The sequence below is a fragment of the Streptomyces chattanoogensis genome (assembly GCF_001294335.1).
GTDB lineage: Bacteria > Actinomycetota > Actinomycetes > Streptomycetales > Streptomycetaceae > Streptomyces > Streptomyces chattanoogensis.
Window position 1 is genome coordinate 37,647 of sequence record NZ_LGKG01000162.1, and the last position, 25,231, is coordinate 62,877.

The following is a 25,231-nucleotide window of genomic DNA, read 5'->3' on the forward strand; positions in this document are numbered from 1 at the left end:
GGGGCAACGGCCAGTGCGGAGGACAGGGTGGGGACCACGCAGCTCGAAACGGCGCCGGAGCCGAAGTACTGGCACCTCAGGACCGTGCTCAGCGAGGCGCTGGACTCGGAGTTCGCGGTCGGCGAGATTCTGCCCAACGAGCGGGAACTGGCGGCGCGGTTCGGCGTCGCACGGGCCACGCTCCGGCAGGCGCTCGAACAGCTCGAGCTGGAGGGCAGACTGCAGCGCCGCCGCGGCGTGGGCACCACCGTCGCACCGCCCCGGGTCGGCGTCGCCGTCGACCCCGCCCGCCACACCTGGCCCGGTGCCCCCGGCGACGACTGGCAGCCCCAGGACGCCACCGCGACCGAAACGGTCCCCGCCGCCGTCGCCCGCATCCTGGAAACCGCCCCCGGCGACCGCGTGCACATCGTCCGCCGCAGCCGCGTCACAGGCGGTCAGCCCGTCGCCGCCGAGCTGCTGTACGTGCCGTCCGTCCTCGTCCCCGGCTCCACCGCCGTGGCCTCGCTCAGCGCCCCGGCCCGCGCCCGCGCCGTCCTCAACGCCCTGCAGGAACGGGAACTGGACGGCCAGGACCGCACCGTGGAACTCGGCTCGGCCCGCGCGGAGGACGCCAGGCAGCTGGACCGCCTGCCCGGCGCCCCGGTGCTCGTCGTCACCACCCGCTATGTCTCCGCCGGCCGCCCGGCCGCCGTCGCGGTCGCCACCTACCGCGCCGACACCTGCCGGCTCACCTTCGGCGAGAGCGACGCGGTGGCGGTGCTTGCGGGCTGAGGCCCTGGCATCCCCTAGGGGACGGTCGAACAGATCCCCTAGGGGATGCCAGGGCCCCTTGCAGTCCACAACGCGGGGGCGCCCGGAGGGGTTCCCGCAGGTGTCTACCGGCGGCCCGTCACCGTGCTCTCCACCGCGAACAGTTCGCCCTCCACATGGTCGAGCGCGAGCCGCAGCGCCCCGGTGGCGACCGCCGCCTCGCCCAGCTCCGACAGGGCGACCTCCGGCGGGCGCAGACAGTAGCGCGCCAACTCCCCGCGCAGCGGCTCCAGCACACCGGCCAGACCCGCCGCCCAGCCGCCGACCACCACCAGCTCCGGGTCCAGCGCCAGCACCAGCGCCGCCACATCGTGCACCAGCCGCCGGATGAACCGCTCCACCGCCTCCCGCGCCCGCGCATCCCCGTCCCGCGCCAGCGCGAACACCGCCGCGACCTGCGCCTCGTCCAGTGGTTGCAGCGGCTCACCGGTCGTCGACAGCAGCGTCTCCGGCGTCGCCTCCCGCCCCAGCAGATGCAGCGCGCCGATCTCCCCGGCCGCCCCGCCGAACCCCCGGTGCAGCCGCCCGCCGATCAGCGAACCGGCCCCCGGGCTCAGCCCCGCAAGAACGAACACCACATCGCCGGACCCGGTTGCCGCACCCTTCCAGTGCTCGGCCACCGCCGCCGCGTTCGCATCGTTCTCGACCAGCACCGGGCAGCGGAACGACCGCCGCAGCCGTTCCCCCAGGGGGAGACCGGTCCAGCCGGGCAGCGCCGTACCCAGCCGCACGGTGCCGTCCGCCTCCACGATTCCCGGGCTGCCCACGCCCACCGCCCGCAGCGAACTGCGCGGCACCCCCGCCCGGCGCAGCAGATCGGCCACCACACCGCGCACCTGCTCCAGCCGCTCATCGGCCGGCGCGGTCTGGGCCACCGGGCGCTGCGCCGCATCCAGCACCTGCCCGCCCAGGTCGGCGAGCTGGGCCGCGACACGGTGCGGGCCGATCTCGATGCCCAGCAGATGGCCCGCCTCCGTACGGAACCGGAACCGGCGGGCCGGCCGTCCCTGGCGGCGCGCCTCGCCCTCCCCGGCGGCCGCCTCGGCCACCAGCCCGGTCTCGATGAGCCCCTCGACCACGCCCTCGACCGTCGGCCGGGACAGACCCGTCACCTGGACGAGATGGGTGAGCGTGGGGGAGTCCGCGGCGCGCAGTGCATGCAGCACCACCGCGGAGTTGATCCGTCGCAGCAGGGAGGGATCCCCACCCGTGAGCCGCCCCACCGTCACTCTCCTCGCGTCGCGTGTCTGGCGGATCGTAGCCGGTCAGCGGGTGTGCGGCGAGACCCGGCAGCGGCCGCGCACGGCACCGGCACCGGCACGACGGCACCCGCGCGCAGACCGGCTCGCCCCCTCCGCGCGCCCGGCGGACAAGCGGTGGACGGCCAATTGTCAGACCCCGGCGGTTTACTGACGGTATGACGAGTGCGGAGCGGCTGAGGGTGATCGACGACCTGCGGGGCCGGACGTTCCCGGCCCGCAGGGAGCGGACCGCGGCGGGGGAGAGCGGCCCAGGGTTCCATGTGGTGCGGCTGTGGGAGAGCTCCCCGCTGTGGGACGCGGACCCGGCGGACGCCCGGGAGATACGCGAGGACTGCGCGGCCGAGCTGACGGCGCTGACCGCGGTGCTGTCCTTACGGTGGGGCGAGCCCGCCGTCCTCGAACTCTCCGGGGCCCTGGAACGGGCCGCGATGGGGCTGCCGGTCCGGCCGCCGCTGGACATCCTGTGCGGCCTGGTGCCCCGGCTGCACACCTGGCAGGAGGCGGGCCGCCGGGTCGCGGTCGGCGCGGGGCAGGGCGGACCGGAGCAGCCGTATCAGCTGCTGGCGGCGATTACCGACCCGGGCGCGCTACGGAGCCTGGACTGACGCATCGGCGAAGGCCGCCGCGCGCAGCCGGCCGTACTCCTCCGCCATGGTGGCGAGCGTCCAGTGGGCGTTCAGGCCGCTGGGGTTGGGCAGTGCCCAGATGCGGGTGTCGCCGAGGGTGCGTTCCTGGGGGCCGATCGCGGCGTGCTTGTCGCCGAAGGCGACGCGGTAGGCCGTGACGCCCGCGACCGCAAGCCAGCGCGGCCGCAGCTGCGCCACCTTCTCGGCGAGCAGCCGCCCGCCCTCGCGGTACTCCTCGGCCGATAGTTCGTCGGCCCTGGCGGTCGGCCGGGCCACGACATTGGTGATGCCGAGGCCGTGTGCGAGGAGTTCCTGCTGCTCGGCAGGCGCGAACTGCCGCGGGGTGAAACCGGAGGCGTGCAGAACGGGCCAGAAGCGGTTGCCGGGGCGGGCGAAGTGATGGCCGGTGACGGCCGTCATCAGCCCCGGGTTGATGCCGCAGAAAAGCACCCGCAGACCGCTCGCGGCCACGTCAGGGACGAGGCGGTCGCGAGCGGCCTGGAGTTCTTCGGAGGTGAAACGCATATCACCAGCGTGTCAGAAGCCCGGGGCGGGATGCGGCCCGGGTTACAGGATCGCGCCGGGGGTGTACGCCGCGGCCTCCGGGTGCTGCTTGGCGATCTCCTCGATCCGGGCGACGACGGACGCCACCTGGTCGGCCGCCGCACCCGTGAAGGAGAGCTTGTCCGCCATCAGGGCGTCCAACTCGGCCCGGTCCAGCGGGATCCGCGCGTCCGCCGCCAGCTTGTCGAGCAGTTCGTTGCGCTCCGCGCCCTGCTCACGCATCGCCAGCGCCGACGCGACCGCGTTCTCCTTGATCGCCTCGTGCGCCTCCTCGCGGCCCACCCCGGCCCGTACGGCGCCCATCAGCACCTTCGTCGTCGCCAGGAAGGGGAGGTAACGGTCCAGCTCGCGGGCGACGACGGCGGGGAAGGCGCCGAACTCGTCCAGCACGGTCAGGAACGTCTCCAGCAGCCCGTCCAGCGCGAAGAAGGAGTCCGGCAGAGCGACCCGGCGCACCACGGAGCAGGACACATCGCCCTCGTTCCACTGGTCGCCCGACAGCTCGCCCGCCATCGAGGCATAGCCGCGCAGAATCACCATCAGGCCGTTGACGCGCTCGCAGGAGCGGGTGTTCATCTTGTGCGGCATGGCGGAGGAACCGACCTGGCCGGGCTTGAAACCCTCGGTGACCAGCTCGTGGCCGGCCATCAGCCGGATCGTCTTGGCGATCGACGAGGGGGCGGCGGCCAGCTGCACCAGCGCGGTGACCACGTCGTAGTCCAGCGAGCGCGGGTAGACCTGGCCGACGGAGGTGAACGCCTGCCCGAAGCCGAGGTGCGCGGCGATCCGCTGCTCCAGTTCGGCGAGCTTGGACGCATCGCCGCCCAGCAGGTCCAGCATGTCCTGGGCGGTGCCCACGGGGCCCTTGATGCCGCGGAGCGGGTAGCGGGACAGCAGGTCCTCCAGGCGCGCGTACGCCACCAGCAGCTCGTCCGCCGCCGTCGCGAAACGCTTGCCCAGCGTCGTGGCCTGCGCGGCCACGTTGTGCGAGCGGCCCGCCATGACCAGCTCGGCGTTCTGCGCGGCCAGCGACCCCAGGCGCGCCAGCACGGCGACCGTACGGTCCCGCATCAGCTCCAGCGACAGCCGCACCTGCAGCTGCTCGACGTTCTCCGTCAGGTCACGCGAGGTCATGCCCTTGTGGACCTGCTCATGGCCGGCGAGCGCGTTGAACTCCTCGATCCGGGCCTTGACGTCGTGCCGGGTGACCTTCTCGCGCTCGGCGATCGAGGCCAGGTCGACGTTCTCCAGGACCCGCTCGTAGTCGGCCGGCGCTTCCTCGGGGACCGCCACCCCCAGGTCCTTCTGGGCACGCAGCACGGCAAGCCACAGCTTCCGCTCCAGCTTCACCTTGTACTCGGGGGACCAGAGCACGGCCAGCTCCGCGGAGGCGTAGCGGCCGGCCAGAACATTGGGGATGCGAGGCTTCGCAGACACAGCAGTCACATGGCCAGAGTCTACTGGCGGTTTACGCAGGCCAGCGCCCCGCCCCGGGCTGTGCGTTCCTACAGGCCGCCCTGCAGGCCGCGCACCCGGCCGTCACCCCTCGTACGGCAGCAGCTCGGGCCGCTTGGCCGGACGGCCGTCCCCCGAGGACCGGCCGGTGAGCCGGCGGCCTATCCACGGGACGAGATGTTCGCGCGCGAACCGCAGATCGGCGACCCGCCGGGCGCCCCAGCCCGGTGCCGCCGCGGCCGGCAGCGGGGCGTCCCAGTCCGACTCGGCGGGCAGCCCGAGCGCCTGCCAGACGGCCTCCGCCACCCGCCGGTGCCCCTCGGCGTTCAGATGCAGCCGGTCGTCCGCCCACAGCCGGGGGTCGGCCAGCGCCCGCGACGCATACAGGTCCACGACCACCGCACCGTGCCGGGCCGCCAGAGTGTCGATCTCCGCGAACAGCCGCTCCATCCGCGGCCGGAACGGCTCCAGCACCGGCCCCTCACGCCCCGGACTGCGCATCAGCACCAGCCGCCCGCCGCCCTGGGCCAGCTGCCCGGCGGCGTCCGCCAGCTGCGCGCACACCCGCTCCACATCGCACTTGGGCCGCAGTACGTCATTGAGCCCGCCGACCAGCGTCACCAGATCGGCCCGCATCGCGGCCGCGGGACCGCACTGTTCCCCGGCGATCTGGCCGATGAGCTTGCCGCGCACGGCGAGATTGGCGTAGCGGAAGCCGGGCGCGAGGGCCGTCAGCCGGGCGGCGAGCAGATCGGCCCAGCCGCGGTAGGAGCCGTCGGGCAGCCCGTCCGACATCCCCTCGGTGAAGCTGTCGCCGACCGCGACGAAACTGGTGTAATGGGCATTCATCTCCATGGCGCGGTGATCCTATCCCGCGGTGTACGGTCGGATGCCGTCCGGTCGGAATGCCGTCCGATACGCGAGAACACGCAAGGCGCCAGAAAACCTGAGGCGCGAGGAAACGTAAGGGTGGTGGCACGATGACTCCCCGCCGCCGGGCTGCCCCCGACGCGCCGACGTTCACCGAGCGTGCCCGCAGACAGCAGCTCATCGACTGCACCATCGACCTGATCTCCACCCGCGGATATCCGGCCACCTCCCTGTCGGCCATCGCCGAACGGGCCGGTCTGTCCAAGGCCGCCGTGCTCTACCACTTCTCCTCGAAGGACAACCTCACCGCGGCGGCCCTGACGCAGGTGCTGGAGGAGTTCAGCGCCCACGTCGGCGAGCGGGTGGCGCGCGAGACGAACCCACGGGACGCCGTCGTCGCCTACGTACGGGCGATGATCGGCTATCAGCAGGCCCACCGCCGCCAGGTCCGCGTGATCACCGAGATGCTCCTCGACGATCACGGCGGCACCCGGCTGAAGACACCCGGATCGCACGACACCCACGGCCGCCTGCAGGCTCTCACCGACCTGCTGATGGAGGGTCAGAAGGCGGGAGCGCTACGGGAGTTCCATCCGCAGACGGTGGCCCTGGCGATCGGCGGCGCGATCGACGGAGTGATCGCGCACTGGCTCGTCCACCCCGATCTCGACCTGGACGCCGCGGCCGCCGAGCTGGTGACCTTCACTCTCAACGCGATCGAACTCCGGGACTGACCCGGGCGAACGCGGGGGCGCGCTCGGGCCACACGCCGAACCCGCCCAGCGTGCCCGCCACGGTCCGCAGCGCCGGAACCCGCCGCATCAGCCGCATCGGCACCGGCAGCCGCTTCTCGTCGAGCGTGCCGTCCAGAGCGGCCCGGATCATGCCGTGCTCGGCCTCCTGCGCCTTCTGCACCAGAACCATCGGCAGCTGCCGCCGCCTCTGCACCCGGGCCAGATCGGCGACGCCCACGGTGCCGCGGCGCAGCGGCCCCGCCAGGATCCGGGCGGCCGCCACCGCGTCCTGCAGCGCCAGATTGACGCCCACCCCGCCGACCGGCGACATGGTGTGCGCCGCATCCCCGATGCACAGCAGCCCGTCCCGGTACCAGCGCCGCAGCCGCCCGAACGTCACCTCCAGCAGCTTCACCTCGTCCCAGCCGATCCGGCCGGTCACCTCGCCGTCCCAGCCGAACAGCGCCCCCAGCCGGTCCCGGAGCCGCTGGATGCCATGGGCGCGCAGCTCCGCGTCCCGGCCCTTCCCGATCAGATACGCCGTCTGGTAGTACGAGCCCCGGTCCATGGTGACCGCCGCCTGGCCACCGCCGAACCGCGCGAAGACCCGGCCGTTGAGGGCGCCGGCAAGGGGGTCCCCCCTGCTCGAACGCAGTTGAGAGCTTGGGGGAGCGTCCACCCGTATCTGCCACACATCCATCGGCACCTCGATCAGCTTCTGCCGCAGTCCGGCCGCGCCGCGGACCATCGAGTCCCGGCCGTCGCAGGCCACGGTCAGATCCGCGGCGAGCTCACCCGGCGTGCCGTGCTCGTCGACGTACCGCACCCCCGTCACCCGCCCGCCTTCGGTACGCAGCCCGGTGACCTCGGTGCGCATCCGCAGGGTGAAGGACGGCCGCTCCGCGGCGGCGCTCGCGATCAGGTTGAGGAAGTCCCACTGCGGGACCATCGCGAAGTACTTGTGGCGGCCCGGGATCCGCCGCATATCGGTCATCACGACCGTGGTGCTGCCGATCTGCGCCCGCATCTCCTCCAGCTTGGGGAACTCCAGCCGCGCGAACGCCTCGCCCAGGCCCAGTTCGTCCAGCAGGCGCAGCGTCGACGGATGAACGGTGTCCCCGCGGAAATCGCGCAGGAAGTCGCCGTGCTTCTCCAGGACGGTCACCTGCACGCCGGCCCTGGCGAGCAGCAGCCCCAGCATCATCCCCGCCGGCCCGCCGCCCACGATGCAACACGTTGTGCGGTCCATGCTCTTGCCCCCTCGACACGTCACTAACCGATCGGTCAGCAATCTAACCGATCGGTCAGGCGAAGGGTTTTCCGGGGTCCGGGGAAGGCCCGGGGGGGCCGGGGTCCGGGGTTCTCACACCGCGGGCGGCCGCTGCAGCACCAGCTCCCGCAGCACGTCCTCCATCGTCACCAGTCCGGTCAGCGTCCCGTCGTCGCCGATCACCGCGGCCAGGTGGGTACGGGACGCACGCATCGCCGTCAGCACGTCGTCCATCAGTGTCGTGGCCTTGACCCGGGCGATCGGACGCAGCGCGCCGACCGCGAACGGCAGATCGCGCGGATGGGCGTCCAGTGCGTCCTTGACATGCAGATAGCCCAGAATGCGGCTGTTGTCGTCGACCACGGGGAAGCGCGAGAAGCCCGACCGGGCGGTCAGCCGCTCCAGGTCCTCCGGGGTCACCCCCATGCGCGCCACGACGACCCGCTCCGCCGGCAGCACCACATCCCGGACCGGGCGGCGCCCCAGCTCCAGAGCGTCCCGCAGCCGCTCCTTGGCCCGCTCGTCCAGGAGCCCGGCGGCCCGCGAATCCTCGACCATCTTGGCGAGCTGATCGTCCGAGAACGTCGCGGCCACCTCGTCCCTGGTCTCCACCCGCAGCAGCTTCAGCAGACCGTTGGCGAGCGCATTGACCGCAAAGATCACCGGACGCAGCGCACGCGTCAGCGCGACCAGCGGCGGGCCCAGCACCAGAGCACTGCGCACCGGCTCCGCCAGCGCCACGTTCTTCGGCACCATCTCGCCGAAGAGCATGTGCAGATACGTGGCCAGCGACAGCGCGATCACGAACGAGATCGGATGGACCAGGGTCTCCGAGATGCCCACGGCATGGAACACCGGCTCGAGAATATGGGCGATGGCCGGCTCGGCGACCGCACCCAGCACCAGCGTGCACAGCGTGATGCCCAGCTGCGCGGCGGCCAGCAGCGCCGACACATGCTGCAGCCCCCACATCACACTGTTCGCCCGCCGGTCACCACGCTCCGCATACGGCTCGATCTGACTGCGGCGCACCGAGATCAGCGCGAACTCGGCACCCACGAAGAAGGCGTTGACGACCAGCGTCAGCAGACCCACGAACAGCTGGAGGGCAATCATCGGCCCGCCTCCGCCTCGTCACCGGCCTCGCCGGCCTCGCCGTCCAGGGGGGCGTGCAGCAGCACCCGCGCGGCGCGGTGCCCCGCCGCGTCGAGGACGTCCATCGTCCAGCCGGCCACATCGAGGCTGTCGCCGCGCACCGGGATCCGGCCCAGCTCGGCGGCGATCAGCCCGGCCAGCGTCTCGTACGGGCCGTCCGGCAGCCGCAGGCCGATCCGGCGCAGCCGGTCCGTACGGGCCGAGCCGTCGGCCTGATAGACGGCACGGCCGTCCGCGTTCGTCCCCGCCGGCGCCAGATCCGGCGTCTCCAGCGGATCATGCTCGTCGCGGACCTCGCCCACCACCTCCTCGACGATGTCCTCCAGCGTCGCGACCCCGGCCGTACCGCCGTACTCGTCGATGACCACGGCCATCGTCCGCCTGCCGGACAGCCGGTCCAGCAGCCGGTCCACGGGCAGGGTCTCCGGCACCAGCAGCGGTTCCCGCAGCAGCTCGGAGACGGGATGACGGGGACGGCGCTCCGCCGGGATCGTCAGCACGTCCTTGATGTGCGCGACCCCGACGACCGCGTCGAGGCTGCCGCGGTAGACAGGGAAACGCGACAGACCGGTCGCTCGGGTCGCATTGGCGACATCCTCGGCCGTCGACTGCACCTCCAGGGCCATCACCTGCACCCGCGGTGTCATCACATTCTCCGCGGTCAGATCCGCGAGATTGAGGGTGCGGACGAACAGCTCGGCGGTGTCCGCCTCCAGCGCGCCCTCCTTCGCGGAGTGCCGGGCGAGCGCCACCAGCTCCTGCGGCCCCCGCGCAGAGGCCAGCTCCTCGGCCGGCTCCAGGCCCATCCGGCGGACCATGTGATTCGCCGTGCTGTTGAGATGCCGGATGAACGGCTTGAACGTGGCACTGAAACCGCGCTGCGCGGTGGCGACGTTCTTGGCGATGGCCAGCGGACTGGAAATGGCCCAGTTCTTCGGGACCAGCTCGCCGATCACCATCAGGGCGACGGTCGAGATCACTGTCCCGAGGACCAGCGCCACCGATTCGGCGGCGGAACGCGGCAGGCCCAGCGCGGCCAGCGGGCCGTACAGCAAGGTGGCAATGGCCGGCTTGGACAGCATGCCGATGACCAGGCCCGTCACCGTGATGCCGAGCTGCGCACCGGAGAGCTGGAAGGTGAGACCGCGGACCGCCTTGAGGGCACTGTCCGCGCCGCGCTCACCGCGCTCGGCGGCGCGTTCGAGATCGCTGCGCTCGACGGTCGTCAGCGAGAACTCCGCCGCGACGAAGACACCACAGGCCAGGGTCAGGAGGAGCGCCACGCCCAGCAGGAGCAGGTCGGTCATCGGGTCACCTCCGCTCCGTTCCATGATCGAACAGGATCGGGCGGTTCGCGCCCTGGAGAGCGGAAGCCCGCCCTTTCCCGTACGAGGGCGGGGAAACGCTCGACGCCCCGGGGAGTGCTGACCATGCTCAGACCAGCGGCTTTGTCCATCGCCGCCACTGCTCCTCACGCCGGTACCCCGCCGCCGCCCAGGCGTGGTGAGCAAGCTCGTTCTCTTCCAGCACCATGGCGTCGCCGCGTCGCCCGCCGAGCTTCACGAAACGCTCTTCGGCCGCTTCGAGGAGGGCCTTCGAGATGCCCTGTCTGCGGTGGGACGGGTGCACGGCGAGGCGATACAAGGACGCTCGCCAGCCGTCGAAACCCGCGATCACCGTGCCCACCAGCTCACCGTCCCGCTCGGCCAGCAGCAGCGACTCCGGATCCCGGGCCAGCAGCCGCGCCACCCCGTCCGTGTCATCGCTGATGCTGGTGCCCTCGGCGGCAGTCTTCCAGAAGGCCAGTACGGCATCGAGATCGGCCGGCGCGGCGGCCCGGACATGAAGATCACTCATACCGCGATCCCACCACCGGCCCGCCGCAGCCGTCGACTCGTTTCCGCACACCGTGACGCAGATCGCGATCGGCCCCGCCGGCCCCCCTTCCACCCCCTCGGCCACCCTCGGTGGGCAGCACCTGCTGGACGAGGATGTTCAGCTCGGCCGGCTCCGGACGCCCGGCGGCGAACTCCCGGTACCGGGCCACCGAGACCGCCAGCTCATCGGGCGGCAGCAGCTCCAGCACACCCTCCGGCTTGCCGGGTGCCTGACGTCCGCCGGTGAACGCCGCGATCTCGGCATGCCGCGCCGCCAGCCGCAGCATCCGGGGACCGTTGCCACCGATCAGCAGCGGCGGACGGGGCCGCTGCGCGGGCTGCGGTACGTGCCCGGAGTCGGCCAGCAGACGGTCCAACTCCTCGACGGTACGGGTCAGATGGTCCACCCGCTGCCCCGGCGAACCCCAGGGCAGCCCGGCCGACTCGTGTTCGGCGCGCACATATCCCGTACCGAGGCCGAGCTCCAGCCGCCCGCCGGTGAGCGCATCGACGGAGGCCACCTCGCGGGCCAGCAGCGCCGGATTCCAGAAGCCCGCGTTGAGGACGAACGTCCCCACCCGCGGCCGTTCGGTCGCCTCCGCCGCGGCGATCAGTGCCGGAAACGGCGCCGGCATGCCCAGATGGTCCGGGACCAGCAGGACGTCATAGCCCAACTCCTCGGCCCGGCGGCATTTCTGACGCCAGGACCTCCCCTCGTCGAGAGTGACCATATTGATGCCGAAGCGGAACGGGCGTGGCATGAAACCCCCTCGCAAAGCGTGCGGACGACGCGGCCGTACCCCCATCGGTCACGACCCGATGCACGACCATGATCGCCCGAACGCCGCGACCACCGCCGTCATTCCTGCCCTGCACCGCCCTTCACGCGCCGACGCTTGCCGGTGCTAGCGCCACCGCGCTAGCGTGAATCCGTGGCGAAGACACAGCTGAACGTCCGGGTGGACGAGGCCACCGCCGACGCGGCGCGGGAGCGCGCCCTGCAGCGGGGAGTGAGCATGAACCGCTATATCGAGGAACTCGTCCTCAAGGACGCCGGCGAGGTCGGCCAGACCTTCGTGGAGGCCGCCGCCGACTTCATGAAGCAGTACGAACGGGTCTTCGCCGAGGAGTTCGGTCTGGAGGGCGGCGGGGCCGGCGGTCGCGCGGCGTCCACCACCCGGGACGGACAGCCGGGCACCTGAGGAACATCTCGACGAGCACGCCCGCCGCATGACCGGCAGGACCGGCATCACTGCCACGCCTGCCACGCCTGGCAGGACTGGCACGCCTGGCACGACTGCTATGACTGCCACGGCCGTCATGACTGCCAAAACTGTCAGCGCTGCGTGGCCGGTGCTGCGATGATTCCTCACCGATGACTGAACTGATCAGGGACTGCATCGAGTGCGGGGGAACGGTCGCCCCCGACGGTCACTGCTGGGAATGCGGAGCGGCCCAGCCGGCCTTCCGCGCCCATGAGGAGAGCGCGACCGACGACGGCGCGGCGGCGATCAGCGACCGCGGCAAACGGCGCGGCATCAACGCGGACGCCATGGCGCTGGCCACGGCCGGACGGTGGACGATCGGCATCGTCTGCGACGGTGTGTCCATGTCGCCCCGATCGGACCGCGCCGCTCAGATCGCCGCCGAGGTCGGTATGGCCACGCTGGCGGCACGGCTGAGCGCCGGCGCGGTGCCGGAATCCGCACTCGAGGAAGCGGCCGTCCGGGCGGGTCGCGCGGTCGCCGCCCTGGCCGCGTCGGTGGACGCCGCCCCCGCCTGCACGTATGTCGCCGGAATCGCCGGGCCCGAGGGCATCTGGAGCGCCTCGATCGGCGACAGCCGCGCGTACTGGCTGCCGGACGAAGGGCCCGGGATGGCGCTGACCGAGGACGACTCGGGCGCGCTCGAGGCTCTCACCGCATGGCTCGGCGCCGACGCCGACCAACCCGCCCCGCACATCCGCAGTTACCGCCCACCGGTACCTGGCCGGCTGCTGCTGTGCACCGACGGCCTCTGGCGCTACCTGCCCGACGCCGAGGAACTGCGCGCCGTACTGACCCGCCGTCAGGCCGCACCGACCCACCCTCGGAACGCACCGAGGGGCCACGGCAGCCAGCTCGAGGATGTGCGGAAACTGGTCGGTTACGCCCTCGACGCCGGCGGGCACGACAACATCACCGCACTGCTCATCCCCATCATCCCCACGGGTTCCGCTTGAGCGGTCACCGGAAAGCGAGCGGTCCCCGGAGGGCCGCCTGAGACACCTGGACGCCTGCCCGACAGGGACAACCAAAGCCACGGGGGCAACCAAAGCCACGGGGACCACCACAAGTCCCCCGAATCATCACCGGGAGCCGACATCACCCTGCACATCGACCTCGCCTGGCTCCTCCTGATCGCCGAACAGCACACTCCCGGGGACCCCCAGGTCACCGACTGGGGATCCCTGGTGGCCGCGGTCAGCCGGCACGAGGCGGAGATATTCGGCGTACCCGTCTACCCCGACCCCCAGGACCGCGCCGCGGCCCTGCTTCAACTCCTTCTCCAGGTACCGGCGTTGGAGCGCTCGAACGCCATGTTCGCGACCGCCGTCGCCTACGGCTACCTCGTCGCCAGCGGTCTGAAGATCGCCACCTCCCCCGAGCGGGTCCGCGATCTCGCCCGCCTCGTCAAGGACGGCACGGCGGACGTCCGCACCATCGCGGACGTCCTGCGCACCTGGACGGTGTAACCGCCCGGCCCGCCCCGCGAAGGTCCGCCCGGCCCCGCTCCGGCCCCCCCGAGCACGGAGGGGCGCCCGGGCATGACGGAACGCACGAGGGCGTGAAGAGCCGTCAGGACGGCGGCTGCAGCGGCTCCGAGCCCCCGAGCTCCGGTGCCAGCCATGCGCGTGCCGCGGCCCGGAAGGCGCTCGGCGGCAGGGTGCCGGAGCCCTCCGGGATCACGCCCAGCAGCGGTGCGCCGGCCGCCTCGGGGAGGTCGGCGAGGTTGCAGCGGGAGGCGAGGTCGGGGGCGGCGGGCCAGCTGCCGATGACGACGCCGGGGCAGTAGAGGCCGTACGCGCGCAGGGCGAGCGCGGTCAGGGCGGTGGTGTTGAGGGTGCCGAGGCCTGCCTGGGCGACCACCAGGACGGGGGCCTTGGCCAGCCGGGCCGCGTCGGCGAGGGTGTTGCCGTCGTCGTCGAAGCGAACGAGGAGGCCGCCGGCACCCTCGACGAGCACCAGATCGTGCGAGGCGCTCAGTTTGGCGGCGGCCTCGGCGATCTCGGCCGGGCCCACCGGGGGCAGACCGGCCCGGGACGCGGCCGTGGCGGGCGCCAACGGGTCCGGGAAGCGGGCGAGTTCGGCCGTGGTGACCGGGCCGGCCAGCCGCTCGACCTCCGCCGCGTCGCCCGGCTCATCGGCCGCGACCCCCGTCTGGGCCGGTTTGAGGACGGCCACCGAGCGGCCCTCGGCGAGCGCTGCCGCGGCGAGCGCGGCCGTGGTCACGGTCTTGCCGATCTCCGTGCCTGTGCCCGTCACAAACAGCACCGACATATCGGACAGTCCTTTCAGCGTTCCCAACCGATTGGCCTTCCTCGACCGCTTCAGCCTTCGCGCGCCGCGGCGCACACCGCGGCGCAGATCCGCGCCACATCGTCGTCACCGGTGATGTACGGCGGCATGGTGTAGATCAGATCCCGGAACGGCCGCACCCAGACACCCGCGCGGACCGCCGCCCGGGTCGCGGCCGTCATGTCCACGGCATGATCGAGCTGGACGACACCGATCGCGCCGAGGACCCGGACGTCCCGTACGCCGGCGATGTCCGAGGCCGCCGCCAGCCCGTCCCGCAGCCCGGCCTCGATCCGTTTGACCTCCTGCGCCCAGTCCTGGGAGAGGAGGAGGCCGATGGAGGCGTCGGCCACGGCGGCGGCGAGGGGATTGCCCATGAAGGTGGGGCCGTGGGCCAGGACGGGCAGCTCCCCCCGGGAGATGCCGTCGGCGACGCCGGACGTGCACAAGGTCGCCGCGAGGGTCAGATAACCGCCGGTCAGGGCCTTGCCCACACACATGACGTCCGGTGAGACGCCGGCGTGTCCGGCGGCGAACAGGCTGCCCGTACGGCCGAAGCCGGTGGCGATCTCGTCGAAGACGAGCAGCACGTCGTGCGCGTCGCAGGCCTCGCGCAGGACCCGGAGGTAGGCGGGGGAGTGGAAGGACATCCCGCCCGCGCCCTGGACGACCGGCTCCACGATCACCGCGGCCAGTTCCTCGGCGTGACGGGCAATCAGTTCGCGCAGATGCGCCGCGTAGGCCTCGTCGGGCGCGGCGTCGAAGCCGGCCGGGGGTGCCTGAGCGAAGATCTGCCGCGGCAGCACCCCCTGCCACAGCTCGTGCATCCCGCCGTCCGGATCGCAGACGGACATCGGCTGCCAGGTGTCGCCGTGGTAGCCGCCCCGCCAGGTCAGCAGCCGCTGTTTGCGCGGCCTGCCGAGCGAGCGCCAGTACTGCAGGCACATCTTGACGGCGACCTCGACCGACACCGAACCGGAGTCGGCGAGGAAGACATGCTCGAGCGGCTCCGGGGTGATGTCGACCAGACGCTTCGCCAGGCGGACGGCGGGCTCATGGGTGAGCCCGCCGAACATCACATGACTCATCCGCTCCAGCTGCCCGCGCGCCGCCTCGTTGAGCACCGGGTGGTTGTAGCCGTGCACCGCCGACCACCACGACGACATGCCGTCCACCAGCTCGGTCCGGCCCTCGGCGGGCCGGCCCAGCCGCAGCCGGACGCCGGACGCCGACTCCACCAGCAGCGGCTCGGCGCGGCCGGGCATCGGCCCGTACGGATGCCAGACGTGCTGCCGGTCGAGCGCGAGGAGCTCGCCGGGCGTCAGGGACGGCTCAGGCATTGGGCGGCAGCTCGGTGCCGGCGCCGCGGCGGCGCACCGAGACCAGGTCCCGGCGGGTCTCCTCGGAAGGAGGCGCGGGCACCGCGGCGTCGGCGGCCGGCTCCGGGGCGGGCTGCACCGAGGCGTCCGTACGGTGCTCCGGCAGCGTCGTGGTGTCCGTGCCCTCGACCTCGAACCCGGCGTCCGCGATCATCGCCAGGTCCTCCTTGCCGGCCTGGCCCTCGCTGGTCAGATAGTCGCCGAGGAAGATGGAGTTGACCAGGTGCAGGGCGAGCGGCTGCAGGCTGCGCAGATGCACCTCGCGGCCACCGGCCAGCCGTACCTCCACGTCCGGGCAGACGAACCGGACCATCGCCAGGATGCGCAGCGCGCGCTGCGGGGTGAGGTTCCATTCCTTGGCGAGGGGGGTGCCCTCGAAGGGGATCAGGAAGTTCACCGGAACGGAGTCGGGGTCCAGTTCGCGCAGTGCGAAGACCACGTCCACGAGATCGGCGTCGCTCTCGCCCATGCCCGCGATCAGGCCGGAGCAGGCGGACATGCCCGCCGCCTGGGCCTGCTGCACGGTGGAGACCCGGTCGGAGAAGTCGTGTGTGGTGCAGATGTCGCCGTAAGTGGCTTCCGAGGTGTTGAGGTTGTGGTTGTACGCATCGGCGCCCGCCGCGCGCAGCCGGTCCGCCTGGCCGTCGGAGAGCAGCCCGAGACAGGCGCACACCTCCACGCCCTCGTTCTGCTCCTTGATGGCGGAGATGGTCTCCGAGACCCGGTCCACGTCCTTGTCCGTCGGGCCCCGGCCGCTGGCCACCAGGCACACCCGCTTGGCGCCGCCCGCCACTCCGGCGGCGGCAGCCTTCGAGGCGTCATCGGGCTTGAGCCAGGTGTACTTGAGGATCTCGGCCTTCGACCCCAGCCGCTGGGAGCAGTACGAGCAGTCCTCGGGACACAGGCCGGACTTGAGGTTGACCAGATAGTTGAGCTTGACCCGCCGCCCGAACCACTGGCGGCGCACCTTTCCGGCCGCGGCCACGACATCGAGCAGTTCGTCATCGGAGGTCGCCAGCACGGCGAGTGCCTCCTCGCGGGTCGGCAACTCGCGCCGCAGTCCCTTGTCCACCAATGTGTTCAGCAGGTCCATGGCGTTGATCCTGACGTACGGCACCGCCCCCGGCAAAGGAGGATTCCCACAACACGTCGCGATCGGGGTGTGTGTATCGCCACACCGTGGCCGTGCGGAACGACCGCTAACGTCTATCGACAGCCCACAATCGAGCCCCGCGAGCGGGCCCGCCATCGAGGCCACCAGACGAGGCCGGGAAGACAAGGACGCCGATGCTTCAGGACTCCGCCCCCGCGCCGGCTCGTGCTGCCGCCGCCGAACCCTCCCGGCGGGCCCACGGCGCGGCGTTCGACTGGATCGACGAGGCGCGGGCCGCCCGCCGGCGCGCCGGGCTGGTCCGTGCGCTGCGGCCCCGCGCCGCCGACTCCCCGCTGCTCGATCTTGCCAGCAACGACTACCTGGGGCTGGCCCGGCACCCCGAGGTCACCGGCGGCGCGGCCCGGGCCGCCCAGGAGTGGGGCGCGGGGGCGACCGGGTCGCGGCTGGTCACCGGCAGCACCGAACTGCATGCCCGGCTGGAGGCCGAACTCGCCGCGTTCTGCGGCGCCGAGGCGGCCCTCGTGCTGTCCTCCGGCTATGCCGCCAATCTCGCCGCCGTCACCGCGCTCACCGACACAACAACCCTCATCGTCTCCGACGCGGGCAACCACGCCTCCCTGATCGACGGGTGCCGCTTGTCCCGGGCCCGTACGGAAGTGACTCCGCACGCCGACCCCCAGGCCGTACGCGCCGCGCTGACGGGTCATGACGGCCGGGCTCTGGCCGTCACCGACTCGGTGTTCTCGGTCGACGGCGACGCGGCGCCGCTGCGCGCCCTCGCCGAGGCTTGCCGGGCGCACGGTGCCGCCCTGCTCGTCGATGACGCGCACGGTCTGGGCGTCCTGGGCGACGGCGGGCGGGGCGCGGTGGCGGCCGCCGGACTCGCCGGTGACGCCGACGTGGTGACCACCGTGACGCTCTCCAAATCGCTCGGCGCCCAGGGCGGCGCGGTGCTCGGCCCGGCACGGGTCATCGAGCATCTGGTCAACACCGCCCGGTCGTTCATCTTCGACACCGGGCTGGCACCGGCGGCGGCCGGCGGCGCGCTGGCCGCGCTGCGGCTGCTGCGCCGCGAGCCGGAGCGCGCCGCCCGGGCCGGGGACGTCGCGCGGGAGCTGCACGAGCGGCTCACCGCGGCCGGTCTGACGGCGGTCCGGCCGGACGCCGCGGTGGTCTCCGTACGGGCGCCCTCCCCGGAACAGGCGCTCCGCTGGGCGGCCGACTGCCGGGAGGCCGGGCTCGCGGTCGGCTGCTTCCGGCCGCCGTCCGTACCGGACGGGATCTCCCGGCTGCGGCTCACCGCCCGCGCCGACCTGACGAGCGATCAGGTCGATACGGCGGTACATGTGATCACCGCCACCGCGCCGGTCTGCTGAGAGGACCGGCGCGCACCGCGTCCGCCCGGCCCCCTGGCCGCCCAAATACGCTCTTCCGTCGCAGACTTCACCGCTTTGAGCGACAGATATCCGTACATCTCGGTGGATCGGCCGCCAGACCGGCGGCGGGGGTGGCACCCTGGCGCGCACAGCACCAGGCCGCGGCGTACCGCACCTCCGGTACGGCCCCGGCGGGAAAGGGACGACGCCGCGATGGCAGACCACGCAGACCATCAGGAATCCTCACTCACCCTGCCGACCGACCCTGCCTCGGTGGCCCTCGCCCGCAGCCATGTGCTGAAGGTGCTGGCCGACTGGGGCCTGCCCGCCGACACGGAGACCGCCGACGCCATCCGGCTGATCGTCTCGGAGCTGGCCACCAACGCCGTTCTGCACACCTTCGGGCAGTCCCCGACCTTCACCGTCGGGCTCCGTCTCGACCGCCGGGAACTGCTGCGGATCGGTGTCACCGACAGCCATCCGCGCCGGCCGCAACGGCTGCCCGCCGCGGTCCAGCAGGACAACGGGCGGGGCATGGTCATCATCCGCTCGCTCGCCGCGGAATCCGGCGGCCGGCTGTCGGTGGTGCCCACCGAGTCCGGCGGGAAGACCGTCAGCATCGCGATGCCGTGGGCGGCCGGGGTTCCAGGGGTGCGGGTTCCCTGAGCCGTCGGGCCGTCGCCTTCCGGGCGAACGCGCCGTGCAGCAGGGGCCGCAGTTCGTCCCGGCCGGGCAGCGCGCACCGCGCCGTCCGCGGGTGGCCCGTGCCCTGGAGGCCGCCACCGGAGCGCTGCTGACGGCCCTGGGCGGCATCCGGCCGGCCCGATGCTCGCCTGAGCCGTGGCGGCGGGCGGTTCCTGTGTGCGGGCCGCAGATCAGCCCACCCGCCCGTACCAGACGGCGGAGCTCCAGATCCGCTCCAGACGCACCACCGCGCCGGTCTTGGGCGCGTGCCAGATCCGGCCGCTGCCGGCGTAGATGCCGACGTGGTAGATGCCGCCGGCCGCGTGGAAGAAGACCAGGTCGCCGCTTCTGCGTGCCGCGCGGGAGACATGACTGGTGTCGTTGTACTGGGCCGCGGCGGTGCGGGGCAGCACCTTGCCCGCGTGCTTGAACGAGTACCGCGTCAGCCCCGAACAGTCGAAGCGGTGCGGGCCCTGGGCGCCCCACTCGTAGGGGGAGCCCCGCTTGGAGGCCGCGATCTGCAGGGCCTTCGCGGAGATGGCGGCGGCCTCGGCGTCCTGGGACGCTCCGGGGGCCACGGTGGTGCCCGTAACGGTGACCATGGTGAGAGCGGAGACGGTGCCGGCGCGTGCCAGCAGATGCGGCAGATGCCTGCGCATACTCATGCGCAACCCTTCGTCAGCCGCCTGCGAAGGGAGACCTGTCGGGTTCGGGCAGGCGAAGATGCCCGGCCGTGTGGACGGCTTCACCCCAAGGAGTCCGTCGGCCGCGAGGGCCGGGACCCCGTCATGCTCGGGTCCTCCGCTCCTGCCGATCCAACCGCGTCGACCTGACATCCGGGACGGCGGCAGGATTCGGCGTCCGTCCGGACCGCCCCGCCGAGGTGGCGGGGTCTTGTCGTGGAGGGATCTTCACGCCGAAAGTGCCCGAAATCCGGTAGAAAATGCTCTTCTGGGAATTGGTGTGATATTGGCCACATTTGCACCGAATGGTGAGTAATACTCGATTCGGTGGGGGTGGCGCGGTGCCGGGCGAGGCCGGGACCAGGGGCGACGCGTCGAGTGCCGCATGACGTGCGGGCGCGCTCTGCAAGTTGTCGCCTCCTTGCGGCGAGCGTGCCTGCTACGCCGTACGGGTGCCACCCGCGGCGCTCGTGTCGGATTCAGGGCCCGGGAGGCGGCGGCACCGTGACGAGGCGGGCCCGTCGTTCGCCGTCCAGGACCCGTAGCGCCTGGGCCAGGGTCCCGGAATGCAGCTCGTTCTCTCCGCGGCTGTGCATCAGTGCCAGCGCGTCGCGGAGGGCGGCCGCCTTGCCGACCAGCGCCTGGGCCGCGCGCAGACCGCCGTAAGTGCCGCTGGTGCGCGCCGGGTTGATCCGGCCCAGCAGATCCAGGACCTCCAGATAACGGTCGATCATCTCACCCTCCGCCCGCGTCAGGGCGGGCAGCGGCGGCAGCTCCGGTGGCAGCACTCCCGCTCACCGCGCCCCGGGCCGGCCGGACGACTGCTTGCGGCCGCGGGTGAGCTCGTCGATCAGGCCGTACTCCTGGGCGCCGCGGGCGTCGAAGATCTTGTCCCGCTCGATGTCCGCGGCGATCACCTCACGCGGCTGACCGGTGTGCAGGGCGAGCAGCTCCTCCAGCTTGTCGCGGGTGCGCAGCAGTTCCGTCGCCTGGATCTGCAGATCGGTGGCCTGGCCCTGGACCGGCTCGCTGAACGACGGCTGGTGGATCAGGATCCGGGCGCCGGGCAGGGCCAGCCGCTTCCCCGGCGTCCCGGCGGCCAGCAGCACCGCGGCCGAGGAGGCGGCCTGCCCCAGGCACACCGTCTGGATGTCGCAGGAGATGAACCGCATCGTGTCGTAGATCGCGGTCATCGCCGTGAAGGAGCCGCCGGGGGAGTTGATGTAGAGCTGGATGTCCTGCTCCGGAGCGGCGTGTTCGAGGTGGATGAGCTGCGCCATCACGTCGTTGGCCGAGGTGTCGTCGACCGGGGTGCCCAGGAAGATGATGCGCTCGCTCAGCAGCTTGGAGTACGGGTCCAGGGTGCGCGTTCCATTGGTGGTGCGCTCGGTGAACTCCGGCAGGACGTAGCGGGCCGTCGGTCGCGGCATGACTGCTCCTTCCCCTCAGGGAATCCCCTCGGGGACTCTCTGTAAAAAATGTACAGGATGTACATCCAGTTAGAATGGGAGCATGGCCTACGAAATTCCGGTGACGCAAGCCCGTGCGGAGCTCGCGGATCTGATCAACCGCGTCGTCTACGGCAGCGAGCGGGTGGTCGTCACGCGCCACGGAAAGCCTCTGGTGGCGCTGGTATCCGCCGCTGACCTGCAGCTTCTCGAAGAGCTGGGGCGGCGCGAGGAGGGTGCGCAGGAGGAGCAGGTGATCAGCACGGTCTCCTCCGTGCGGCAGCTGTCGTCCGCTCCGGGCGAACGGCGGCGGTTCGGTATCGCGGCAGAACACCGCGACCCGGCCGCCGGGGACCGGCGACCGGGTCGGGAGAGCTGACGGTGCAGAGCTGACAGCCGTCAGGAGGGGTAGGTATCGGCCTGGGGTGCTGCGGACCCTTAGGGGAAAACCCTAGGACCGCCCCCAGGGCCGCCCCTGCGGCCGCTCAGGAGCTCAGCTTCCACAGCGCGTTGGCGATGGCGTCGCTGTTGTTGTCCAGCGCCTTCTCGTCGATGTTCTTCGACGTGTCGCAGGACTGGTGGTAGCAGGCGTCGAACGCCTTGCCCGCCTCGCCGCCCCAGTTCTTCGCCTGCTCCTTGGTCTTGATGTAGTCGGCGCCCGAGAAGAGACCGCCGACCGGGATGCCCGCGTCCTTGAAGGAGGCGTGGTCCGAGCGGCCGTCGCCCTCGGTCTCCTTCTCGGTGGCGATGTTCTTCGTCGCGAACCAGTCCTTGAAGACCTTCTCCAGGCGCGGGTCGTCGTCGTAGACGAAGTACCCGGGGTTCGGGGAGCCGATCATGTCGAAGTTCAGATAGGCGTCGATCTTCGACTTGTCGGCGCCGAGCTTGTCGACGTAGGCCTGCGAACCGACCATGCCGTCCTCTTCGTCGCCGAACCAGGCGAACCGCAGGTGCTTGGCGGGCTTGAGGCCCGACTTGGCGACGGTCAGGGCGACCTCGAGGATGCCGGCCGAGCCGGAGCCGTTGTCGTTGATACCCGGGCCCGCGTCGACCGAGTCCAGGTGGGCGCCGGTCATCACGGTCTTGCCCTCGTCGCCGCCCGGCCAGTCGGCGATGAGGTTGTAGCCGGTGGAGCCGTTGTTGTCGAACTCCTGGACCTGGGTGGTGAATCCGGCCTGGTCCAGCTTGCCCTTGACGTAGTCGATGGACGCCTTGTAGCCGGGCTGTCCGTGGGCGCGGTTTCCGCCGTTGGCGTCGGCGATCGACTGCAGCTGGCCCAGGTGTGCCTGGACGGCCTTGACGTCGACGTCCGGGGCGTCGGCCGGCGCGGAGCCGGCGTAGGCGCCGGCCGCGGTGAAGAGGGTGGCGGCGACGGCGGCGACGGTGCCGGTGGCCAGCGCGGCCCGGCGTATTCGTACAGAACGGGACACAGTAAGGCTCCGATACTGGTGTGGGGGGTTGGTGCGGAGCGTTTTGACGCGCACATGAGGATCGCGATCACGTTGAAGATCGTCAAGAGCGGATACCGGACAGCTGTGTTCGGAGAGCGGGACGTGTCTGATTCATGGCGATCGTGGTGATATGCGTGCGGTGTTGAATGTCCGTTTCCGTGCCTGTTCGGCGCCCGTTCGGCGTCCGCTCTGCGCCCGTTCTGTGGGGCGGGAGTGACTTGGGGATACGGATTGCGCCGCATGTCTCCGTGTACGGACAAAGGGCTGCGGCCCCGTACGGCGCTTCCGGAGCCGGGTTGCCGTCGTGTAACGCGCGTGGTGCCGCGACGTTACGGCGAGCCTCATCACGGGTGTCGAGTTGTCTCTGACCGTAACGTCGTCGAAATCCCGCCGAACTAGCCTCCAGGTGTGGGGCGCTTGATGGCCAAGTGCTGGAAGTCGGTTTGCTCCTCCTTTAATTACTGCGTGGTACACCTATCGTCGCGGGTGTATCCACGCCCGTGACCTGGGTAAATGCGTCCCGGGCGGGAAGACTGTGAGGTGGGAACGTATGCAACTGACCCCGCATGAACAAGAACGCTTGATGATTCATGTGGCGGCAGACGTGGCCGAAAAGCGTCGGTCCAGAGGGCTGAAGCTCAACCACCCGGAATCCCTCGCGCTGCTCACCGTGCACATCCTCGAAGGCGCCCGCGACGGCCGTACCGTCGCCGAGCTGATGTCCTCCGGGCGCAAGGTGCTCAGCCGCGACGACGTCATGGAAGGCGTCGCGGAGATGATCCACGACGTGCAGGTCGAGGCCACCTTCCCCGACGGCACCAAGCTCGTCACCGTTCACGAACCCATCAACTGACCACGGGAGAGCCGAAGATGATCCCGGGACAGATCCTCTGTGCCGACGAGCCGGTGCGCCTCAACGAAGGCCTCCCCCTCACGCGCATGACCGTCCTCAACGCCGCCGACCGCCCCGTCCAGGTCGGCTCCCACTACCACTTCGCCGAGGCCAATCCCGGCCTGGACTTCGACCGCGCGGCCGCGCACGGCATGCGGCTCAATGTCGCGGCCGGCTCCGCCGTGCGCTTCGAGCCCGGCATCCCCACCGAGGTCGAACTCGTCCCCCTCGGGGGCAAGCGGATCGTCGCGGGCCTGCGCGGCGAGACCGGAGGAACCCTCGATGGCTGAGCTGACCCGCCAGGCCTACGCCGATCTCTTCGGCCCGACCGCCGGCGACCGGATCCGGCTCGCCGACACCGACCTGGTCATCGAGATCACCGAGGACCGCTCCGGCGGCCCCGGCCGGGCCGGCGACGAGGCCGTCTTCGGCGGCGGCAAGGTGATCCGCGAGTCCATGGGGCAGTCCCGCGCCACCCGCGCCGAGGGCACCCCCGACACCGTGATCACCGGCGTCGTCGTCCTCGACCACTGGGGCATCGTCAAGGCCGACGTCGGCATCCGGGACGGCCGGATCGTCGCGCTCGGCAAGGCCGGCAACCCCGACACCATGGACGGCGTCCACCCCGACCTCGTCATCGGCCCGGAGACCGAGATCATCGCGGGCAACGGCAAGATCCTCACCGCCGGCGCCATCGACACCCACGTCCACTTCATCTGCCCCCAGCAGGCGGACGAGGCGCTGGCCTCCGGCGTCACCACGATGATCGGCGGCGGCACCGGACCGGCCGAGGGCAGCAAGGCCACCACCATCACCCCCGGTGCCTGGCACGTGGCCCGGATGTTCGAGGCGATGGACGCGCTGCCGGTCAACGTCGGGCTGCTCGGCAAGGGCAACACCACCTCCCTCGCCTCCATGCGCGACCAGCTGCGGGCCGGCATCCTCGGCTTCAAGATCCACGAGGACTGGGGCGCCACCCCGGCCGTCCTCGACGCCTGTCTGCGCGTCTGCGAGGAGAGCGGCGCGCAGCTCGCGATTCACACGGACACGCTGAACGAGGCGGGCTTCCTCGGCGACACCCTCGCCGCCATCGCCGGCCGCTCGATCCACGCCTTCCACGTCGAGGGCGCCGGCGGCGGCCACGCCCCCGACATGATCGCGATGGTCTCCGAGCCGAATGTGCTGCCCGCGTCCACCAACCCCACGCGGCCGCACACCGTCAACACCGTCGAGGAACACCTCGACATGCTGATGGTCTGTCACCACCTCAACCCCGCCGTCCCCGAGGACCTCGCCTTCGCCGAGTCCCGGATCCGCCCCGCCACGATCGCCGCCGAGGACATCCTGCACGACCTCGGCGCCATCTCGATCATGTCCTCCGACGCCCAGGCCATGGGCCGCATCGGCGAGGTCGTGCTGCGTACGTGGCAGACCGCGCACGTCATGAAGCGGCGCCGGGGAGCGCTGGCGGGCGACGGCAGGGCCGACAACAACCGGGCCCGCCGCTACGTCGCGAAGTACACCGTCAACGCTGCCCTCGCCCAGGGCATCGACCACATTGTCGGCTCGGTCGAGGAGGGCAAGCTCGCCGACCTCGTCCTGTGGGACCCGGCCTTCTTCGGCGTCAAACCGCAGCTGGTCATCAAGGGCGGCCAGATCGCCTATGCCCAGATGGGCGACGCCAATGCGTCCATCCCCACGCCGCAGCCGGTCCTGCCCCGCCCCATGTTCGGCGCGACGGGCAAGGCCCCGGGCAGCAACTCCGTCAACTTCGTCTCCGCACAGGCCCTCGAGGACGGTCTCCCCGAGCGTCTGCCGCTGGCCAAGCGGTACGAGGCGATCCGCTCCACCCGCGGCGTCACCAAGGCGGATATGCGCAACAACGACGCGCTGCCCCGTGTCCAGGTCGACCCCGACACCTTCACGGTGGCCATCGACGGCGAGGTGGTCGAACCCGCACCGGCCGCCGAACTTCCCATGGCCCAGCGGTACTTCCTCTTCTGACGCGGCATCATGAGCAA

28 protein-coding genes and 1 riboswitch are annotated in these 25,231 nt (G+C 71.6%); of the genes, 12 read left to right on the forward strand and 16 right to left on the reverse strand.

Annotation, left to right across the window (positions count from 1 at the left end):
- Nucleotides 1–27 precede the first annotated feature (27 nt).
- A complete protein-coding gene (locus tag ADL29_RS29470) occupies nucleotides 28–774 on the forward strand; it encodes a GntR family transcriptional regulator (protein ID WP_053926608.1) in 747 nt (248 codons plus the stop codon).
- Between the two features lie 104 nt (nucleotides 775–878).
- Here the strand turns inward: ADL29_RS29470 and ADL29_RS29475 are convergent, their stop codons facing one another.
- Nucleotides 879–2,036 (reverse strand): ROK family protein, encoded by a 1,158-nt coding sequence (locus tag ADL29_RS29475; protein ID WP_053926609.1) that lies wholly within the window; start codon nucleotides 2,034–2,036, stop codon nucleotides 879–881.
- 194 nt (nucleotides 2,037–2,230) lie between these two features.
- On the opposite strand from ADL29_RS29475, the gene ADL29_RS29480 reads away from it, so the two are divergent.
- Nucleotides 2,231–2,680, forward strand: coding sequence for a hypothetical protein (locus ADL29_RS29480; protein ID WP_053926610.1), 450 nt, complete (start codon nucleotides 2,231–2,233; stop codon nucleotides 2,678–2,680).
- On the opposite strand, the gene mug is transcribed toward ADL29_RS29480, so the two are convergent.
- The 3 genes from mug to ADL29_RS29495 all read right to left on the reverse strand — a co-directional run bounded on the left by mug (nucleotide 2,663) and on the right by ADL29_RS29495 (nucleotide 5,575).
- The gene (gene mug, locus ADL29_RS29485; protein WP_053926611.1) at nucleotides 2,663–3,226 is read right to left on the reverse strand and encodes a G/U mismatch-specific DNA glycosylase; all 564 of its coding nucleotides are present in this window, start codon (nucleotides 3,224–3,226) and stop codon (nucleotides 2,663–2,665) included. The genes ADL29_RS29480 and mug overlap by 18 nt on opposite strands.
- 42 nt (nucleotides 3,227–3,268) lie before the next feature.
- The gene (purB, locus tag ADL29_RS29490; RefSeq protein ID WP_053926612.1) at nucleotides 3,269–4,702 is read right to left on the reverse strand and encodes an adenylosuccinate lyase; all 1,434 of its coding nucleotides are present in this window, start codon (nucleotides 4,700–4,702) and stop codon (nucleotides 3,269–3,271) included.
- Nucleotides 4,703–4,804: 102 nt separating this feature from the next.
- A complete protein-coding gene (locus ADL29_RS29495; RefSeq protein WP_053926613.1) occupies nucleotides 4,805–5,575 on the reverse strand; it encodes an SGNH/GDSL hydrolase family protein in 771 nt (256 codons plus the stop codon).
- A 125-nt stretch (nucleotides 5,576–5,700) separates the two neighbouring features.
- Between ADL29_RS29495 and ADL29_RS29500 the strand changes: the two genes are divergently transcribed.
- Complete coding sequence (locus ADL29_RS29500) at nucleotides 5,701–6,324, forward strand: TetR/AcrR family transcriptional regulator (RefSeq protein WP_053926614.1); 624 nt, start codon at nucleotides 5,701–5,703, stop codon at nucleotides 6,322–6,324.
- On the opposite strand, the gene ADL29_RS29505 is transcribed toward ADL29_RS29500, so the two are convergent.
- From ADL29_RS29505 to ADL29_RS29525, 5 genes are all read right to left on the reverse strand, one after another.
- Nucleotides 6,299–7,573, reverse strand: coding sequence for an FAD-dependent oxidoreductase (locus tag ADL29_RS29505; RefSeq protein ID WP_078971382.1), 1,275 nt, complete (start codon nucleotides 7,571–7,573; stop codon nucleotides 6,299–6,301). The two genes, ADL29_RS29500 and ADL29_RS29505, sit on opposite strands and share 26 nt — an antisense overlap.
- A gap of 114 nt (nucleotides 7,574–7,687) precedes the next feature.
- On the reverse strand, nucleotides 7,688–8,710 hold the full coding sequence (locus tag ADL29_RS29510) for a hemolysin family protein (RefSeq protein ID WP_053926615.1): 1,023 nt from the start codon (nucleotides 8,708–8,710) through the stop codon (nucleotides 7,688–7,690).
- Complete coding sequence (locus ADL29_RS29515) at nucleotides 8,707–10,056, reverse strand: hemolysin family protein (RefSeq protein ID WP_053926616.1); 1,350 nt, start codon at nucleotides 10,054–10,056, stop codon at nucleotides 8,707–8,709. Before ADL29_RS29515 ends, ADL29_RS29510 begins: the two co-directional genes overlap by 4 nt.
- 127 nt (nucleotides 10,057–10,183) lie before the next feature.
- Nucleotides 10,184–10,606, reverse strand: coding sequence for a GNAT family N-acetyltransferase (locus ADL29_RS29520; protein WP_046924359.1), 423 nt, complete (start codon nucleotides 10,604–10,606; stop codon nucleotides 10,184–10,186).
- Nucleotides 10,599–11,387, reverse strand: a complete 789-nt coding sequence (locus ADL29_RS29525) for a TIGR03621 family F420-dependent LLM class oxidoreductase (protein WP_078971383.1) — start codon at nucleotides 11,385–11,387, stop codon at nucleotides 10,599–10,601. Before ADL29_RS29525 ends, ADL29_RS29520 begins: the two co-directional genes overlap by 8 nt.
- A 171-nt stretch (nucleotides 11,388–11,558) precedes the next feature.
- On the opposite strand from ADL29_RS29525, the gene ADL29_RS29530 reads away from it, so the two are divergent.
- From ADL29_RS29530 to ADL29_RS29540, 3 genes are all read left to right on the forward strand, one after another.
- Nucleotides 11,559–11,828, forward strand: a complete 270-nt coding sequence (locus ADL29_RS29530; RefSeq protein ID WP_053926617.1) for a hypothetical protein — start codon at nucleotides 11,559–11,561, stop codon at nucleotides 11,826–11,828.
- A gap of 173 nt (nucleotides 11,829–12,001) precedes the next feature.
- Nucleotides 12,002–12,847, forward strand: a complete 846-nt coding sequence (locus tag ADL29_RS29535) for a PP2C family protein-serine/threonine phosphatase (protein ID WP_053926618.1) — start codon at nucleotides 12,002–12,004, stop codon at nucleotides 12,845–12,847.
- 141 nt (nucleotides 12,848–12,988) lie between these two features.
- Nucleotides 12,989–13,360: a hypothetical protein gene (locus ADL29_RS29540; protein WP_046924355.1), complete on the forward strand. Its 372-nt coding sequence runs from the start codon at nucleotides 12,989–12,991 to the stop codon at nucleotides 13,358–13,360.
- Nucleotides 13,361–13,463: 103 nt separating this feature from the next.
- On the opposite strand, the gene bioD is transcribed toward ADL29_RS29540, so the two are convergent.
- Genes bioD through bioB form a run of 3 tightly spaced genes read right to left on the reverse strand, consistent with a single transcriptional unit; the run spans nucleotide 13,464 to nucleotide 16,655 of the window.
- Complete coding sequence (bioD, locus tag ADL29_RS29545) at nucleotides 13,464–14,165, reverse strand: dethiobiotin synthase (RefSeq protein ID WP_053926619.1); 702 nt, start codon at nucleotides 14,163–14,165, stop codon at nucleotides 13,464–13,466.
- A 50-nt stretch (nucleotides 14,166–14,215) separates the two neighbouring features.
- Nucleotides 14,216–15,523 (reverse strand): adenosylmethionine--8-amino-7-oxononanoate transaminase, encoded by a 1,308-nt coding sequence (locus tag ADL29_RS29550; RefSeq protein ID WP_053926620.1) that lies wholly within the window; start codon nucleotides 15,521–15,523, stop codon nucleotides 14,216–14,218.
- Nucleotides 15,516–16,655 carry a biotin synthase BioB gene (gene bioB / locus ADL29_RS29555; protein ID WP_053926621.1) on the reverse strand — a complete coding sequence of 380 codons (1,140 nt, stop codon included), beginning with the start codon at nucleotides 16,653–16,655 and terminating at the stop codon, nucleotides 15,516–15,518. The genes ADL29_RS29550 and bioB overlap by 8 nt, the downstream gene beginning before the upstream one ends.
- 194 nt (nucleotides 16,656–16,849) lie before the next feature.
- On the opposite strand from bioB, the gene ADL29_RS29560 reads away from it, so the two are divergent.
- Entirely contained in the window at nucleotides 16,850–18,052 is a 1,203-nt protein-coding gene (locus tag ADL29_RS29560) for an 8-amino-7-oxononanoate synthase (RefSeq protein WP_078971384.1), read from the forward strand.
- A 213-nt stretch (nucleotides 18,053–18,265) separates the two neighbouring features.
- Nucleotides 18,266–18,718 carry an ATP-binding protein gene (locus ADL29_RS29565; protein ID WP_046924351.1) on the forward strand — a complete coding sequence of 151 codons (453 nt, stop codon included), beginning with the start codon at nucleotides 18,266–18,268 and terminating at the stop codon, nucleotides 18,716–18,718.
- Nucleotides 18,719–18,927: 209 nt separating this feature from the next.
- Here the strand turns inward: ADL29_RS29565 and ADL29_RS29570 are convergent, their stop codons facing one another.
- The 3 genes from ADL29_RS29570 to ADL29_RS29580 all read right to left on the reverse strand — a co-directional run bounded on the left by ADL29_RS29570 (nucleotide 18,928) and on the right by ADL29_RS29580 (nucleotide 20,849).
- Nucleotides 18,928–19,401, reverse strand: a complete 474-nt coding sequence (locus ADL29_RS29570) for a C40 family peptidase (RefSeq protein WP_053926622.1) — start codon at nucleotides 19,399–19,401, stop codon at nucleotides 18,928–18,930.
- 3 nt (nucleotides 19,402–19,404) lie between these two features.
- Nucleotides 19,405–19,601, reverse strand: a riboswitch (cyclic di-AMP (ydaO/yuaA leader).
- 297 nt (nucleotides 19,602–19,898) lie between these two features.
- On the reverse strand, nucleotides 19,899–20,207 hold the full coding sequence (locus ADL29_RS29575) for a hypothetical protein (protein WP_053926623.1): 309 nt from the start codon (nucleotides 20,205–20,207) through the stop codon (nucleotides 19,899–19,901).
- 6 nt (nucleotides 20,208–20,213) lie between these two features.
- Nucleotides 20,214–20,849, reverse strand: a complete 636-nt coding sequence (locus ADL29_RS29580; RefSeq protein ID WP_053926624.1) for an ATP-dependent Clp protease proteolytic subunit — start codon at nucleotides 20,847–20,849, stop codon at nucleotides 20,214–20,216.
- An 82-nt stretch (nucleotides 20,850–20,931) separates the two neighbouring features.
- Here ADL29_RS29580 and ADL29_RS29585 point away from each other — a divergent pair, with 82 nt between their 5' ends.
- The gene (locus tag ADL29_RS29585; protein WP_046924337.1) at nucleotides 20,932–21,246 is read left to right on the forward strand and encodes a type II toxin-antitoxin system Phd/YefM family antitoxin; all 315 of its coding nucleotides are present in this window, start codon (nucleotides 20,932–20,934) and stop codon (nucleotides 21,244–21,246) included.
- A gap of 106 nt (nucleotides 21,247–21,352) precedes the next feature.
- On the opposite strand, the gene ADL29_RS29590 is transcribed toward ADL29_RS29585, so the two are convergent.
- Nucleotides 21,353–22,297 carry a M28 family metallopeptidase gene (locus ADL29_RS29590; RefSeq protein ID WP_053926625.1) on the reverse strand — a complete coding sequence of 315 codons (945 nt, stop codon included), beginning with the start codon at nucleotides 22,295–22,297 and terminating at the stop codon, nucleotides 21,353–21,355.
- Between the two features lie 571 nt (nucleotides 22,298–22,868).
- Between ADL29_RS29590 and ADL29_RS29595 the strand changes: the two genes are divergently transcribed.
- Genes ADL29_RS29595 through ADL29_RS29605 form a run of 3 tightly spaced genes read left to right on the forward strand, consistent with a single transcriptional unit; the run spans nucleotide 22,869 to nucleotide 25,214 of the window.
- On the forward strand, nucleotides 22,869–23,171 hold the full coding sequence (locus ADL29_RS29595; protein ID WP_046924335.1) for an urease subunit gamma: 303 nt from the start codon (nucleotides 22,869–22,871) through the stop codon (nucleotides 23,169–23,171).
- 17 nt (nucleotides 23,172–23,188) lie between these two features.
- Nucleotides 23,189–23,500 (forward strand): urease subunit beta, encoded by a 312-nt coding sequence (locus tag ADL29_RS29600; RefSeq protein WP_053926626.1) that lies wholly within the window; start codon nucleotides 23,189–23,191, stop codon nucleotides 23,498–23,500.
- Complete coding sequence (locus ADL29_RS29605) at nucleotides 23,493–25,214, forward strand: urease subunit alpha (protein ID WP_053926627.1); 1,722 nt, start codon at nucleotides 23,493–23,495, stop codon at nucleotides 25,212–25,214. The genes ADL29_RS29600 and ADL29_RS29605 overlap by 8 nt, the downstream gene beginning before the upstream one ends.
- The last annotated feature ends 17 nt before the right edge of the window (nucleotides 25,215–25,231 follow it).

Excerpts from the sequence above, each read along its gene's own strand:
- ADL29_RS29505 (WP_078971382.1), bottom strand. The coding sequence starts at position 7,573 with ATGGACCGCACAACGTGTTGCATCGTGGGCGGCGGGCCGGCGGGGATG.
- ADL29_RS29565 (WP_046924351.1), top strand. The coding sequence starts at position 18,266 with ATGGCAGACCACGCAGACCATCAGGAATCCTCACTCACCCTGCCGACC.
- ADL29_RS29570 (WP_053926622.1), bottom strand. The coding sequence starts at position 19,401 with ATGAGTATGCGCAGGCATCTGCCGCATCTGCTGGCACGCGCCGGCACC.
- ADL29_RS29500 (WP_053926614.1), top strand. The coding sequence starts at position 5,701 with ATGACTCCCCGCCGCCGGGCTGCCCCCGACGCGCCGACGTTCACCGAG.
- ADL29_RS29595 (WP_046924335.1), top strand. The coding sequence starts at position 22,869 with ATGCAACTGACCCCGCATGAACAAGAACGCTTGATGATTCATGTGGCG.
- ADL29_RS29580 (WP_053926624.1), bottom strand. The coding sequence starts at position 20,849 with ATGCCGCGACCGACGGCCCGCTACGTCCTGCCGGAGTTCACCGAGCGC.
- ADL29_RS29560 (WP_078971384.1), top strand. The coding sequence starts at position 16,850 with ATGCTTCAGGACTCCGCCCCCGCGCCGGCTCGTGCTGCCGCCGCCGAA.
- ADL29_RS29515 (WP_053926616.1), bottom strand. The coding sequence starts at position 10,056 with ATGACCGACCTGCTCCTGCTGGGCGTGGCGCTCCTCCTGACCCTGGCC.
- mug (WP_053926611.1), bottom strand. The coding sequence starts at position 3,226 with ATGCGTTTCACCTCCGAAGAACTCCAGGCCGCTCGCGACCGCCTCGTC.
- ADL29_RS29535 (WP_053926618.1), top strand. The coding sequence starts at position 12,002 with ATGACTGAACTGATCAGGGACTGCATCGAGTGCGGGGGAACGGTCGCC.
- ADL29_RS29495 (WP_053926613.1), bottom strand. The coding sequence starts at position 5,575 with ATGGAGATGAATGCCCATTACACCAGTTTCGTCGCGGTCGGCGACAGC.
- ADL29_RS29605 (WP_053926627.1), top strand. The coding sequence starts at position 23,493 with ATGGCTGAGCTGACCCGCCAGGCCTACGCCGATCTCTTCGGCCCGACC.
- ADL29_RS29510 (WP_053926615.1), bottom strand. The coding sequence starts at position 8,710 with ATGATTGCCCTCCAGCTGTTCGTGGGTCTGCTGACGCTGGTCGTCAAC.
- bioB (WP_053926621.1), bottom strand. The coding sequence starts at position 16,655 with ATGGACCTGCTGAACACATTGGTGGACAAGGGACTGCGGCGCGAGTTG.
- ADL29_RS29585 (WP_046924337.1), top strand. The coding sequence starts at position 20,932 with ATGGCCTACGAAATTCCGGTGACGCAAGCCCGTGCGGAGCTCGCGGAT.
- ADL29_RS29550 (WP_053926620.1), bottom strand. The coding sequence starts at position 15,523 with ATGCCTGAGCCGTCCCTGACGCCCGGCGAGCTCCTCGCGCTCGACCGG.
- bioD (WP_053926619.1), bottom strand. The coding sequence starts at position 14,165 with ATGTCGGTGCTGTTTGTGACGGGCACAGGCACGGAGATCGGCAAGACC.
- ADL29_RS29600 (WP_053926626.1), top strand. The coding sequence starts at position 23,189 with ATGATCCCGGGACAGATCCTCTGTGCCGACGAGCCGGTGCGCCTCAAC.
- ADL29_RS29525 (WP_078971383.1), bottom strand. The coding sequence starts at position 11,387 with ATGCCACGCCCGTTCCGCTTCGGCATCAATATGGTCACTCTCGACGAG.
- ADL29_RS29520 (WP_046924359.1), bottom strand. The coding sequence starts at position 10,606 with ATGAGTGATCTTCATGTCCGGGCCGCCGCGCCGGCCGATCTCGATGCC.
- ADL29_RS29480 (WP_053926610.1), top strand. The coding sequence starts at position 2,231 with ATGACGAGTGCGGAGCGGCTGAGGGTGATCGACGACCTGCGGGGCCGG.